Origin of the sequence: Klebsiella pneumoniae (assembly GCF_000742135.1) — a bacterium.
Taxonomy (GTDB): Bacteria; Pseudomonadota; Gammaproteobacteria; order Enterobacterales; family Enterobacteriaceae; genus Klebsiella; species Klebsiella pneumoniae.
The window spans coordinates 1,532,735-1,546,997 of sequence record NZ_KN046818.1 but is presented as its reverse complement, the minus strand read 5'-3'; the positions used below and the strand labels follow the sequence as shown (position 1 = coordinate 1,546,997).

Here is a 14,263-nt window from a genome sequence, read left to right as displayed (position 1 = left end):
CTTTTTAACAAGCATTCCCCGCCCCAGCCTGCTTTGCCAGTTATCTATACTTTGGGTACCTGTCAAAACAGACTCGACGCAGCCGCTGAGCTGCGCACCAACACGGCCCCGGATGGGCCACATCTGGAGAAAACACCGCAATGTCAGTTATTGGTCGCATTCACTCCTTTGAATCCTGTGGTACCGTTGATGGCCCGGGCATCCGCTTTATTACCTTTTTCCAGGGCTGCCTGATGCGCTGCCTGTACTGCCATAACCGTGACACCTGGGATACCCACGGCGGCAAAGAAATCACCGTTGAAGAATTAATGAAAGAGGTGGTGACCTATCGTCACTTTATGAATGCTTCCGGCGGCGGCGTCACCGCCTCGGGCGGTGAGGCGATCCTGCAGGCGGAGTTTGTTCGCGACTGGTTCCGCGCGTGTAAGAAAGAAGGCATCCACACCTGCCTGGATACCAACGGCTTCGTACGTCGCTACGATCCGGTTATCGACGAGCTGCTGGAGGTAACAGACCTGGTGATGCTGGATCTCAAGCAGATGAACGATGAGATTCACCAGAACCTGGTCGGCGTCTCTAACCATCGTACGCTGGAATTCGCCCAGTATCTGGCGAAGAAGAATATCAATGTCTGGATCCGCTACGTGGTGGTTCCCGGCTGGTCAGACGATGATGATTCCGCGCACCGCCTGGGCGAATTTACCCGCGATATGGGCAATGTCGAAAAAATCGAGCTGCTGCCCTACCATGAGCTGGGTAAACACAAATGGGTAGCGATGGGCGAAGAGTACAAGCTGGACGGCGTCCATCCGCCGAAGAAAGAGACCATGGAGCGGGTAAAAGGCATCCTTGAGCAGTATGGTCACAAAGTAATGTACTAATCCCGCCCGGGCCGGTGATGCGCTTATGCCGGCCTGCAACGGCGTGGGAAGCTGTGTCCGCCCCGCCGTTTCATTCTCATGAAAAACGACTTGTCCTCTCTGCGGCAGTAAGCCTATGCGATTGCAGCAGATGACGCGCAGCATGCGCTGCGCGTTGCAGGGTCAGGCGTGCGCCACCGGCGTCGGATGATGCCCGGCTTTGCGCAGCAGGGTCAGCAGATAGATAAACGACACGCTGGCGATCATGATAAACAGCAGGTTGTCTGAGAAGTTCTGCATCAGCATCGCCGTCAGGGTCGGGCCCAGCAGGCTGCCGATGGTATAGCTCATCAGCAGCGCCTGATTCATCGCCACCAGCTGATGGTGCTCCACTTTTTCACAGGCCCAGGCCATCGCCACCGGATACAGCGTGAAACCAGATGCCCCAAGCACAAACAGCGCCGGGGCCATTGCCGCCTGACTAAGCATCGCCAGACATCCCAGAATGACCACAAAGACCTGTACCCGCAGCACCAGCAGGCGACCGTAGCGGTCTGCCAGGCGCCCTACCGGCCACTGGCCGAGGATCCCCGCACTCACCATCACCGCCATCCAGAAGCCGATGCCGGAGTCGCTGACGCCCTGATGGTTCAGCCACAGCGGCATCAGGCCATACAGCGAGCCGAGGACAATCCCCGAAATAATACAGCCATTGACCCCGTGGCGCGCCTGGCGTAGCTTCAGCATCGGCCAGATACGTACCGTTTCATGCGGTTCTTCTGCCTGCCCCATAATGCGGGTAAACAGCAACGGCAGGATCGCCGCCAGCGCCAGGCCGGTCACCCACGGCAGGACGCTCATTAAATCGGTGGGTAATTTACTGACCATCAGCTGGCCCAGTACGGTACCGACGTAATAGACCATCATGTACGCCGCCAGCAGACGACCGCGACTGCGGGAAGTGCCGCTGCAAACCAGCGCGCTTTCCACCACCACCCAGATCATCGCGCAACCTACGCCGGCGAGAAAACGCCAGCTCAGCCATGTCCAGAAGCCAACGGTGATCCCCAGCCCTACGCAGCCGACGGCGAAAATTAACGATGCGAGATAATAGCTACGGTTAAACCCCAGGCGCTTGATCACCCAGCCGGCCAGCAACGTACCGGCCAGGTTGCCGGTAAAATAGGATGACCCCACCATGCCGACCTGCCAGGTTGGCATGTTTTCATGGGCGAGCCAGAGCGGGACGAGCGTATTCAGCACCGCTATCGCCAGGGTCAATAAAAGCAGGCCACAGAGCAGCATTTGCACTGGCCGGGTGTAGATGGTCATGGGTAAAAACCGTGAGGAATGTTCAGATCGCGAGCGCATCATGCCACTGCTAAAAACATTGTCAATCCACCTGAAATCAGGCGTGACGCGGTTTTGTCGGCTACGATAGAAGTTTTTTATCCAGAGGATGGAAAAAGGTGAGACAACAGATAATACGCTATTGTTTTTGCTGGTTTATTAATAAATGCCGAAGTTAATTTCAGTTGAAAAATTTCATCTATCGACAGCACGTTTTCATCATGCCGGTGGTTAGGCACCGGCATGATGGAGGTGGTTAACTGGCGACAGCCATCCCAACGGTCATATGCAGGCCATAGAATATGCCGCGGCCGATCATCTCTCCCGCCAGTATCAGAACAAAGGCCAGGCCGAGCAGCGAGACCGCCGGTTTGCGGCCGCGAATCTGCGGCACGCACCAGCAGGCCAGGGCCAGCGCCAGCAGCACCACGCGCCAGGCCATAAGCAACCCGTAATCCGGCACCAGGGCGGAGGCCTGCTGAACTGAGCTGCGGATGGTGGCAAGTTCACTTCCCTGCATCACGACCACCATAATACTGATCAGCAGCGCCAGCAAACTAACCACCGGCAGCAGGCGCAGCGCCCAACCATCGACGCCTGCGAGGCGCAGCAGCAGGTAGCCCAGCAGTGGACCGCCGATAAACAGCGTCAGGAAGAAGCTCAGCGGCGTCCAAACGGTGTACCAGGTCGGCACCGTGTCGATGGTGTTGTATACCCGCACCATCATCCACACGAAAATCACGCCCAGCACCATGGTCACCACCAGCCACAGGCTCCGCAGGCCGGCAGGCAGCTTTTTGCACACGGCCAGCAGCCAGCCAATTCCGCCGACGGCGAAGAAGATCGCCCCGCTGGCGATTTCATTACTCAGCGACGAGGCTCCCACGCGATTCAGCGAATTAAAGGCCCGCAGCGGCGAGCCAAGGTGCATCGTCGAGGCAATAAACCCGATCCCCATCAATACCCACAGGCCGAACATGCTGCCCACCACTCGCTGCTCCTGCTCACGGGAAAGCTTGCCTGTCATCAGCGCCAGCGCCAGAACAATAAAGCCGCCTACGACGCACTGGCCGAAGACCGTAAAGACCATCAGCGGCCATTCATGCCATCCGTTTCCCATCTCACACCTCCTTCGGGTTCGCCAGGTAACCGGTGGTATCGCCACACGGCCGGGCATTGGCGTTAGGTTTGATAACGATACTCGGCCGGGTAAAGTGCGCCGACGGCAGCGGCGCTACCGCGGCCAGCTGGCCGTGCTTAGCGCGCAGTTCGGCAATCGGCCCGAAATCCAACGCCCGCAGCGGGCAGGACTCGACGCAGATCGGCTTTTTCCCCTCGGCGACGCGCTCGTGACAGCCATCGCACTTGGTCATATGGCCTTTGTCGGCGTTGTACTGCGGGGCGCCGTACGGGCAGGCCATATGGCAGTAGCGGCAGCCAATGCATACCTCTTCGTTGACCACCACAAAACCGTCTTCGCGCTTATGCATCGCGCCGCTCGGACAGACCTTGGTGCAGGCCGGATCTTCACAGTGGTTACAGGCGATGGAGAGGTAATAGGCAAACACGTTCTGCTGCCAGACGCCGTTGTCCTCCTGCCAGTCGCCGCCGGCATATTCATAGATGCGGCGGAAGCTGACCTCCGGAGTCAGGTTCTTGTAGTCCTTACAGGCCAGTTCGCAGGTTTTGCAACCGGTGCAACGGGCGGAATCAATAAAAAATCCATACTGAGTTGTCATCGGTTACTCCTTACAGCTTCTCAACCTGAACGAGGTTGGTATGCGACGGGTTTCCCTTCGCCAGCGGCGACGGACGCTGGGTGGTCAGCACGTTGATGCTGCCCGCCTGATCCACACGCGAGGCGTCCGGGTTGTACCAGGCCCCTTCCCCCAGCGCGACGACGCCCGGCATCATGCGCGGCGTCACCTTCGCTTCGATATGCACTTCACCCCGATCGTTGAAGATGCGAATACGATCGCCGTTGGCAATGCCGCGCTTGCGGGCGTCGATCGGGTTAATCCACATCTCCTGCCGACAGGCGGCCTTCAGCACATCGACGTTGCCGTAGGTCGAGTGGACGCGAGATTTATAGTGGAAGCCAGTGAGCTGTAGCGGGTATTTCGCTGTCAGCGGATCGTTGTAGTTTTCGAAACCCGGGGTGTAGATCGGCAGCGGATCGATAACATCCCCTTCCGGCAGCTCCCAGGTGGCCGCGATTTTCGCCAGATCCTGCGAGTAAATTTCGATCTTGCCTGAAGGCGTGGTCAGCGGATTAGCCTGCGGATCCTCACGGAAGGCTTTGTAGGCCACATGATGACCTTGCGGATCGCGCTGCTTATAGATGCCCTGCTGACGGAAGGTGTCGAAATCCGGCAGGTCGGGAATCGCTTTGCGCGACTGCTCATACAGATAGCGCATCCAGCCTTCCTGGGTACGGCCTTCGGTAAACTGCTCTTCGACGCCCAGACGCTTTGCCAGTTCGCTGGTCATCTCATAGATGGTTTTGCATTCGAAACGCGGCTTGATGGCCTGATCGGCAAAGATAACGTAGGACATGTTGCCGCAGGAGGCATCCAGCGCGAAATCCATCTGCTCGGAGGCGGTACAGTCCGGCAGCAGAATATCGGCGTATTTCGCCGAGGAGGTCATATGGCAGTCAATGACCACAATCATCTCGCATTTCTTGTCGTCCTGCAGGATTTCGTGGGTCCGGTTGATCTCAGAATGCTGGTTAATCAGACAGTTGCCCGCATAGTTCCAGATCATTTTGATCGGCACGTCGAGCTTATCTTTACCGCGTACGCCGTCGCGTAGAGCGGTCATTTCCGGGCCGCGCTCAATCGCATCGGTCCACATAAACATCGAGATACTGGTCTCAACCGGATTCTCCAGCGTCGGCATACGCTCAAAAGGCAGACTATACGAGCCCTCGCGCGCCCCGCTATTGCCGCCGTTGATCCCGACGTTACCCGTCAGAATGGCGAGCATTGAGATGGCGCGGGTGGCGATCTCACCGTTGGCGTGACGCTGCGGACCCCAGCCCTGGCTAATATAGGCCGGTTTGGCGGTGGCAATTTCGCGCGCCAGTTTAACAATGCGTTCGCGCGGAATACCGGTAATCGTCGAGGCCCACTCCGGCGTTTTGGCGATACCGTCAGTGCCCTGGCCAAGAATGTAAGCTTTGTAATGACCATTGGCTGGCGCACCGGCGGGCAGCGTTTTCTCGTCGTATCCTACGCAGTATTTATCGAGGAACGGCTGATCGACTAGATTCTCGGTGATCATCACCCACGCGAGGCCCGAAACCAGTGCCGCATCGGTCCCAGGACGAATCGGGATCCATTCATCTTCACGCCCGGCGCCGGTGTCGGTATAGCGCGGATCGATGATTATCATCCGGGCATTGGATTTCTGCCGCGCCTGTTCAAGGTAGTACGTCACCCCGCCGCCGCTCATCCGCGTTTCGCCGGGGTTATTGCCGAACAGCACCACCAGCTGACTGTTTTCAATATCCGATGGGCTGTTGCCGTCCGCCCAGCCGCCGTAGGTGTAATTCAGACCGGCAGCAATCTGCGCTGATGAATAGTCGCCATAATGGTTGAGATAGCCACCGCAGCAGTTCATCAGACGGGCAATCAGCGTTTTCCCCGGCGGCCAGGAGCGGGTCAGCGTCCCGCCGAGCGTGCCGGTGCCGTAGTTCAGATAGATGGATTCGTTGCCGTACTCTTTAATCAGCCGCTGCATATTGCTGGCGATGGTATCCAACGCCTCTTCCCAGCTGATTTGCTCGAACTTGCCCTCACCGCGTTTACCAACGCGCTTCATCGGGTACTTCAGACGGTCCGGATTATAGACTCGGCGGCGCATTGAACGCCCACGCAGGCAGGCGCGGACCTGGTGCAAACCGTCATAGTTATCATCACCGGTATTATCGGTTTCGACGTATTTAATCGCGCCATCCACCACGTGCATGCGCAGCGGGCAACGGCTACCGCAGTTGACGGTGCAGGCGCTCCAGACCACCTTCTCACTGGCGGGCGCCGGCGTATCGGCAGCATGCGACAGTCGGGTAAAGGGTAACGTTAGTGCGTTGCTGGCCAGCGCCAGGCCGCCTATTGCCGTGGTTTTCATCAGACCACGGCGGCTTACCTCAGCAGCCAGTAAAGCATCAGGGGCTTTAATTTTCATGGATACTCGCTTTGGTTGCTCACAATAAACTGACAAGCGTTATATAGACATATATATAATGCTTTGCGATATTATTGGTTTTTTATGCTGGTTTAACCCAAAGGGAGTATCACTGCATTCGCGGCAAGGATTATTGCCCGGTATCAATAAGGGCGTAAAAAAAGCGCCCGCAGGCGCTTTTAAAAGAAGGAGTGAGAAGTTTAGCCGATATATTCGAGGCCGCGCATATACGGGCGCAGCACTTCCGGGATCTCGATACGGCCATCAGCCTGCTGATAGTTTTCCATCAGCGCCACCAGCGTACGACCTACTGCCAGGCCAGAACCATTCAGGGTATGAACGAGACGGGTCTTCTTATCGGACTTGCTGCGGCAGCGAGCCTGCATACGACGCGCCTGGAAATCCCAGACGTTGGAGCAGGAGGAGATCTCACGATAAGTGTTTTGCGCCGGAACCCATACTTCGAGGTCATAGGTTTTGCAGGCGCTGAAGCCCATATCGCCGGTGCACAGCGCGACCTTACGGTACGGCAGGCCCAGCAGCTGCAGCACTTTCTCGGCGTGACCGGTCATCTCTTCCAGCGCGGCCATAGAGTCTTCCGGGCGGACGATCTGCACCATTTCAACTTTATCGAACTGGTGCATACGGATCAGACCGCGGGTGTCGCGGCCATAGGAACCGGCTTCAGAGCGGAAGCACGGCGTATGGGCGGTCATTTTGATCGGCAGATCGTCTTCGTCGATGATTTCATCGCGCACCAGGTTGGTCAGCGGCACTTCCGCCGTCGGGATCAGCGCGTAGTTGCTGCTGTCAGCCTCTTCTTCCAGCGGACGGGTATGGAACAGGTCGCCGGCGAATTTCGGCAGCTGGCCAGTGCCATACAGGGTGTCCTGGTTTACCAGGTACGGGACATAGTTTTCGCTGTAGCCATGCTGTTCGGTGTGCAGATCCAGCATGAACTGCGCCAGGGCGCGGTGCAGACGGGCCAGCTGCCCTTTCATCACCACGAAGCGCGAGCCGGTGAGCTTAACGGCGGCGGCAAAATCCAGCCCCCCGTGCATTTCACCCAGCGTCACATGATCGCGCACCTCAAAATCGAACTGACGCGGCGTACCCCAGCGGCTAACTTCAACGTTGTCGTTTTCGTCGCGACCAACCGGCACATCATCATGAGGAATATTCGGGATCGCCAGCGCGATATCGCGAATTTCCGCCAGCAGCGTTTCCAGCTCGGATTTTGCAGCATCCAGTTGTTCGCCAAGCTTGTTAACTTCCAGGCGTAATGGCTCGATGTCTTCCCCGCGCGCTTTCGCCTGGCCAATGGATTTCGATCGGGAGTTACGCTCCGCCTGCAGGTTTTCCGTTTGCACCTGCAGAACTTTACGACGCTCTTCAAGCGCGCGAAGTTTATCTACATCCAGCTTAAAGCCCCGGCGTGCCAGTTTTTCTGCGACTGCGTCTGGCTCGGTACGCAGCAGATTGGGATCGAGCATGCTTATCCTGTGCTTATCGAATTAAAAAAGAAAAGTGGCCGCAGACTACGACCACGGAAATAGTGTAATAACCTTACCGCAACGCCTCAATTAGCGGTAGCGTTTTATCGGGCTATTTTGATCCTGTTCAGCGAGCCAGGCGAGCTTTTCGCCAATTTTGCCCTCAAGCCCCCGGTTTGTCGGGTGATAATAGCGCGTTTGCGCCATTTCCTGCGGGAAGTACTGCTCGCCGGCGGCGTAGGCGTTGGGTTCGTCATGAGCGTAACGATACTCCTGGCCGTAGCCCATCTCTTTCATCAGCTTCGTCGGCGCATTGCGCAGATGCACCGGAACGTCGTAGTCAGGACGATCCCGCGCGTCGGCCAGCGCCGCTTTGAAGGCGGTGTACACCGCGTTGCTTTTCGGCGCGCAGGCCAGATAGACAATGGCCTGGGCAATCGCCCGTTCGCCTTCCGCCGGCCCGACGCGGGTAAAGCAGTCCCACGCCGAAATGGCGACCTGCATCGCCCGCGGGTCGGCGTTGCCGACATCTTCCGAGGCAATCGCCAGACAGCGGCGAGCAACGTACAGCGGATCGCCGCCGGCGGTGATGATCCGCGCGTACCAGTAAAGTGCCGCATCCGGCGCGCTACCGCGCACCGACTTATGCAGGGCGGAAATCAAATCGTAGAACCGGTCGCCTTTGTTATCAAAGCGCGCGCTGCGCTCGCCGGCGATCTCGGTCAGCAGTTCCGCCTTCAGCACCCGCTTGCCCGAGTCATCGCTTTCGGCCATATCGGCCATCATTTCCAGGGTATTCAGCGCTCGCCGCGCGTCGCCGTTCACTAGCTCGGCAATGGCCCTGCGGGTCTCATCCGGCAAAATGATATCCTGGCCGCCGTAGCCGCGGGTTTTATCGTTCATCGCCTGGTCAAGCACCCGCTCGATATCGTCGGTGGTGAGCGATTTCAGTAAGTAGACGCGAGCGCGGGAGAGCAGCGCCGAGTTAAGCTCAAAGGAGGGGTTTTCGGTGGTCGCGCCAATAAAAGTAATGGTGCCGTCTTCAATATGCGGCAGAAAGGCATCCTGCTGGCTTTTATTAAAGCGATGCACTTCGTCAACAAACAGGATGGTCCGCCGGCCGGCGTTGCGATTTTGCCGCGCGCGCTCAATAGCCTCGCGAATCTCTTTCACCCCGGAGGTTACCGCTGAGATCCGTTCGACATCGGCGCTGGCGTAGCGGGCAATCACTTCCGCCAGAGTGGTCTTGCCGGTACCCGGCGGCCCCCAGAGGATCATCGAATGCAGGTGCCCGGCCTCAATGGCCCGCGGCAGGGGTTTACCCGGCGCCAGCAGGTGCTGCTGGCCAATATACTGCGCTAAATTTTCTGGCCGCATGCGAGCGGCCAGAGGTTGAAACGCGTTGTCGGAAAAATCGAGCGACAGATTGCTCACTTTCGCCTCTACTTACGTTGATCGTCCACCGTCACCCCTTTCGGCGGCGTAAAGGTGAACTTAGCTGCGTCGACGGCGCCGTTCTGCTGCGATTTCAGCTGATAGCTGCTGCGCTGATCATCCTGCTCGACGGCGCTGAACTGATGGATAGTGCCGTCCCGACCGACGTTGATCGTGAACTGCTTGAGGTTGCCGCTGCCGCTTTTTGGCGTCAGCACAAAATCATCGCCATTTTGCTTGATATTATATTGCTGCCAGTCGCTGGATTGGTTGCGGGCAATCAGCATAAACGGCGTGTTGCTGGTGGCGTCTTTCAGCCAGGTCGCCGTGGCCTGCTCGACGAACGGGTTATAGAACCACAGCGTTTTACCATCCGAAACGAGGACGCTCTCATCCGGCTGGGTCATATGCCAGTTAAACAGGTTCGGGCGTTTCACCCACAGGTCTCCCTGCCCGTCCTGCACGGCGTTACCGCTACCGTCGGTGACTTTTTGCGTGAAGCTGGCATGGAAGCTGCTCACTTTATCAAGACGGCTTTTTAAGTCGCTGGCCGCATCTGCCCAGACCTGGCTGACGACCATACCAGACAGTAATGCACAGGTGATTGCGAGTTTTTTCATTGTTCTTCCTTAATGTGCGTCACTCCCGACGCGGGAGCCTCTTCTGCCCCTACTGTAGGACCGCCGGCGGCGGTGGGACAGAAGAATTGGCTGATTTTGCGCTTATTTACCCAACTTTGCACTCATTCAAAGGGCGGCGGCGCCAGCAGTTCGCGGTTACCGTTATGGCCCTGCTCGCTGACGATACCCTGCGCTTCCATCTGTTCGATAATACGCGCGGCACGGTTATAGCCGATGCGGAACTGACGCTGAACCCCGGAAATCGACGCTTTGCGCTTCTCGGTCACAAAGTTGACTGCCTGATCGAACAACGGATCCAGCTCTTCCCCGCCGTCGAAGCCGCCACCGCCGCCTTCGCTTTCGCTGTCGGAGGTAATGCCATCCACATATTGCGGGCGACCGCGGGCTTTCCAGTCCTGAACCACGGCGTGGACTTCCTGGTCGCGCACAAACGCCCCGTGGACACGCACCGGCGTGGTAGAGTTCGGCCCGGAGTAAAGCATATCCCCCATACCCAGCAGCGATTCCGCGCCGCCCTGATCGAGAATGGTACGTGAGTCAATTTTACTCGACACGGTAAAGGCGATGCGCGTCGGGATGTTGGCCTTAATCAGGCCGGTAATAACATCTACCGACGGACGCTGTGTCGCCAGCACCAGGTGGATCCCCGCCGCGCGCGCTTTCTGCGCCAGGCGAGCGATCAGCTCTTCCACCTTTTTGCCGACGGTCATCATCAGATCGGCGAATTCATCCACCAGCACCACGATGTACGGCAGTTTTTCCAGCACCGGATGTACGGCGTCCATGCTGTCGCCAGGCTTCCAGTACGGATCCGGGATCGGACGTCCCATGCGCGCGGCTTCGGCGATCTTCTCGTTGTAGCCCGCCAGGTTACGCACGCCCAGCGCCGACATCAGCTTGTAGCGGCGCTCCATCTCATTGACGCTCCAGCGCAGCGCATTGGCGGCGTCTTTCATGTCGGTGACCACTTCCGTCAGCAGGTGCGGAATTCCTTCGTAGACCGACAGCTCGAGCATTTTCGGGTCGATCATAATGAAACGCACATCTTCCGGCTGCGCCTTGTAGAGCATGCTGAGGATCATGGCGTTGACGCCAACAGACTTACCGGAACCGGTGGTACCGGCCACCAGCAGATGCGGCATTTTCGCCAGATCGGCTACTACCGGATCGCCAGCGATGTCTTTACCCAGCACCACGGTGAGCGGAGATGGGTTATCACGGAACTTGGCGTTGTCGAGCACTTCACGCAGGTAGACGGTCTGACGTTTTTTATTCGGCAGCTCAAGCCCGACATACGGTTTGCCCGGGATCACCTCCACCACGCGCACGGCGACCGTTGACAGCGATCGCGCCAGGTCCCGTGACAGGTTAGAGATCCGTGCGGCCTTAACGCCAGGCGCCAGATTCAGTTCGAAGCGGGTGATCACCGGCCCCGGTGAGTAGTTCACCACATCCGCTTTAATGCGGAAATCGGCGAGTCGCGCTTCCACCAGGCGTGCCATCTGCTCGAGAGCAAAGGTATCCACCGGCTCGACTTCACTCGGCGGCGGGGTAAGCAGATCCAGCGACGGCAGTGGCGTGGTCGGCTTTTGCAGCGGTCGACTATCGCCATTACGCATCAGCAGCGGGTGGATCAGGCTCTCCTGCGGCGCAGGGGCGGCAGGCTGATGCCCCTGCGGGGCAACCGGTTGTTGCGGCTGTACGGGCTGCGACGCAGTCGGATAGGACTGCGGCTGCGGCGGCACAGGCTGATGGTGTATCGGCTGATGCTGCGCAGGTTGATAACCCTGCTGCGGAGCGGCCGCCGGTTGTTGATAGCGCTGGGCCGGCTGCTGCGGCTGGACTTCCGGCGTCGGCGTAAACAGCGGTTCGCTCGGGCCGTCATTGACCAACGTTTTCATCGGCGAGAATTCATAATCTGCCGGCGAGAACGGGTTGGCGCCCGGCGGCTGCTCGGTAGCGTACCGCTGCTGCTGGGTAGCGGCAAACTGACGCGCCAGCTCCGCTTCCGCCGCGGCGTCGGCCTCATCGTCATCAGTCGCGTTATCGTCTTCCCAGCGATGACCGTAGCGCTGCTGCTGGGTGGCGGCGAACTGGCGAGCCAGTTCATCCTGCTCCATAGCATCCGCTTCCTCATCCGAGAGCAGCTCATCATCATAATGCGGATCGCGCTCCGCCTGCCGCGCGCGCTGTTCCGCCTCCCGCTGTGACGGTAGCTTGATGCCGTAGGAGGCCAGTTCCCGACGCGTAGGAACACGCACGCGATTGGGCCGCGGTAGTTTTGGACCGATGCCCTCTTTCACCTGAACCCGTGGGCCGCTGGACGCCGGGCTGAACAATGGCGTAGCCGCAGCGGATGCGGCAGTGGACGAGGTTGCTGCCGCCGCGCCGCCGCTGGCGGCGGTAGCCTGATGCACCCCAGCCGCTACCGCAGAGACTACGGTTGTCTCCACTGGCGGTTTGGACGCAGTGGTCGGCGGCGTCAGCGGTTTAGTGGCAATCGGACTTTCCGGCTCAGGAATTGGCTGATACCAGGAGGCCAACAGCTCGCGTTCGCGCGCCCGCTTCTCTTCCACTTCCTCGAAATAATAGAGCGGCGGACGTTTCACTTCCTCCTGCACAACCTCGGGCTCTGGCTCCGGTGGGGGAACTGGCGCGCTTTGCGGCTGATACGGCTGCGGCGCGGGCTGGCCGGCATGCGGGTCGTAAGCCGGCTGCTGATAGGTCTGCGGCGCAGGCTGACCGGCATAGGGATCGTAAGCCGGCTGCTGATACGGCGCTGGCTCTGGCTGATAGGCCTGCGGCGCAGGTTGACCGGCATGCGGATCGTAAGCCGGCTGCTGATACGGCGCTGGCTCAGGCTGATAGGCCTGCGGCGCAGGTTGACCGGCACGCGGATCGTAAACCGGCTGCTGATACGGCGCTGGCTCAGGCTGATACGCCTGCGGCGCAGGTTGACCGGCACGCGGATCGTAAACCGGCTGCTGATACGGCGCTGACTCAGGCTGATACGCCTGCGGCGCAGGTTGACCGGCACGCGGATCGTAAACCGGCTGTTGATACGGCGCTGGCTCAGGCTGATACGCCTGCGGTGCGGTTTGCCCCGCTGGCGGCTGATAAGCAGCCTGCTGGAACGGAGCGGGTTCAGGCTGATAGGCCTGCTGCGGCGGATAGCTGGCTTCCGGCTGATAAGCTGGCGCAGCGCCGTGATGGCCCACCGGTGATTCTGCCCACGCCTGCGGCGCGGCAGTAGCCGCCGCCGCTGCGCTTACCGGCTCAGCGATACTGTGGCCATTCAACAACGGATCGTAAGGGTCGAAATCGCCCGGGCGCACGGCGCTGGCGCCGGAGAACAGCACATCATCCTCTGCGGGACGCGCGGCGCTGGCGCCGGAAAACAGTACATCGTCGGCGGCAACAGGCGCCCCGCTGGCGCTGTATTGCACCACCTCTTCGCCGTCATCCATCCGTTTGCCGGAGAAAAGCGCAGCGTCGGTTTTACGCCCCATAGGGTTGGTAAACTTCTCGGCCAGACGCTTACGCCGCGCCAGCGCGCTGCGTAAGATACGGGCGCGACGCGATTCCTGCGGCCTGGCCGCCTCTTCGTCGTCGTACTCTTCCTCGTCGTCTTCGTATTCGCCTTCATCGACCCAGGTATCATCCCGACGGGTACGGTTGCTGGCAAAGGTGAGAACGGACAGGATGCCGCCGCCCAGCTTTTCCGCAATGCTGACCCACGACCAGCCGGTGAACAGCGTCAGCCCGGCCGCCCAGATACACAACAGGGCGATGGTGCCGCCGCTGCTGTGCAGCAGGGGTTGCAGCGTGGTGCTCAGCAGGCTGCCGATCACCCCGCCGGAAGCGAAGTACCAGATATCATCGGCGTTAATCGCCGCCAGACCACAGGAGGTCAGGATCAGGGCTAACGCACCGATGAGGCGAAGGGAAACGGCAAAATAATCAATGTATTCGTCGTTTTCCTGATGCCGCCAGGCAAACCAGCATCCGCCGATGATGATCACCGGGATGGTGTAGGCCATGACGCCAAAAATGAAAAAGAGGGTATCGGCAAGCCACGCGCCGGGGGCGCCGCCTAAATTATGAATAGGCTCATGCCATGCCGTTTGCGACCAGCTGGGGTCCGAGGGGTTAAAGCTCAGTAGTGCCGCCATCAGCCAGATGGCGAAGAGGGAGCAAAGGATGAGCATCGCCTCAAGGAGTCGGCGCCCGCTGCTGAGTTTGGTTAGTTTGACTTCTTTGTCTTCGGTGTATTCCTGGCTCAAGAAAGGCTCTCCAG

General features: G+C 59.2%; 9 protein-coding genes. 1 reads left to right on the top strand and 8 read right to left on the bottom strand.

What is annotated here, in order from left to right; genetic code table 11:
- Positions 1–140: 140 nt before the first annotated feature.
- The gene (pflA, locus tag DR88_RS17825; protein ID WP_002898145.1) at positions 141–881 is read left to right on the top strand and encodes a pyruvate formate lyase 1-activating protein; all 741 of its coding nucleotides are present in this window, start codon (positions 141–143) and stop codon (positions 879–881) included.
- 162 nt (positions 882–1,043) lie between these two features.
- On the opposite strand, the gene DR88_RS17830 is transcribed toward pflA, so the two are convergent.
- The 8 genes from DR88_RS17830 to ftsK form a co-directional block, all read right to left on the bottom strand.
- On the bottom strand, positions 1,044–2,192 hold the full coding sequence (locus DR88_RS17830) for an MFS transporter (RefSeq protein WP_025861635.1): 1,149 nt from the start codon (positions 2,190–2,192) through the stop codon (positions 1,044–1,046).
- 274 nt (positions 2,193–2,466) lie between these two features.
- Positions 2,467–3,330 (bottom strand): dimethyl sulfoxide reductase anchor subunit family protein, encoded by an 864-nt coding sequence (locus tag DR88_RS17835; protein WP_032443822.1) that lies wholly within the window; start codon positions 3,328–3,330, stop codon positions 2,467–2,469.
- Between the two features lies 1 nt (position 3,331).
- On the bottom strand, positions 3,332–3,949 hold the full coding sequence (locus DR88_RS17840) for a DMSO/selenate family reductase complex B subunit (RefSeq protein ID WP_004150845.1): 618 nt from the start codon (positions 3,947–3,949) through the stop codon (positions 3,332–3,334).
- Between the two features lie 10 nt (positions 3,950–3,959).
- Entirely contained in the window at positions 3,960–6,398 is a 2,439-nt protein-coding gene (dmsA, locus tag DR88_RS17845; RefSeq protein ID WP_004147794.1) for a dimethylsulfoxide reductase subunit A, read from the bottom strand.
- Positions 6,399–6,598: 200 nt separating this feature from the next.
- Complete coding sequence (gene serS, locus DR88_RS17850) at positions 6,599–7,891, bottom strand: serine--tRNA ligase (protein WP_002898139.1); 1,293 nt, start codon at positions 7,889–7,891, stop codon at positions 6,599–6,601.
- 90 nt (positions 7,892–7,981) lie between these two features.
- The gene (gene rarA, locus DR88_RS17855; protein ID WP_002898137.1) at positions 7,982–9,325 is read right to left on the bottom strand and encodes a replication-associated recombination protein RarA; all 1,344 of its coding nucleotides are present in this window, start codon (positions 9,323–9,325) and stop codon (positions 7,982–7,984) included.
- An 8-nt stretch (positions 9,326–9,333) separates the two neighbouring features.
- Positions 9,334–9,945: an outer membrane lipoprotein periplasmic chaperone LolA gene (gene lolA / locus DR88_RS17860; protein WP_002898132.1), complete on the bottom strand. Its 612-nt coding sequence runs from the start codon at positions 9,943–9,945 to the stop codon at positions 9,334–9,336.
- Between the two features lie 122 nt (positions 9,946–10,067).
- The gene (gene ftsK, locus DR88_RS17865; protein ID WP_032443821.1) at positions 10,068–14,249 is read right to left on the bottom strand and encodes a DNA translocase FtsK; all 4,182 of its coding nucleotides are present in this window, start codon (positions 14,247–14,249) and stop codon (positions 10,068–10,070) included.
- Positions 14,250–14,263 lie beyond the last annotated feature (14 nt).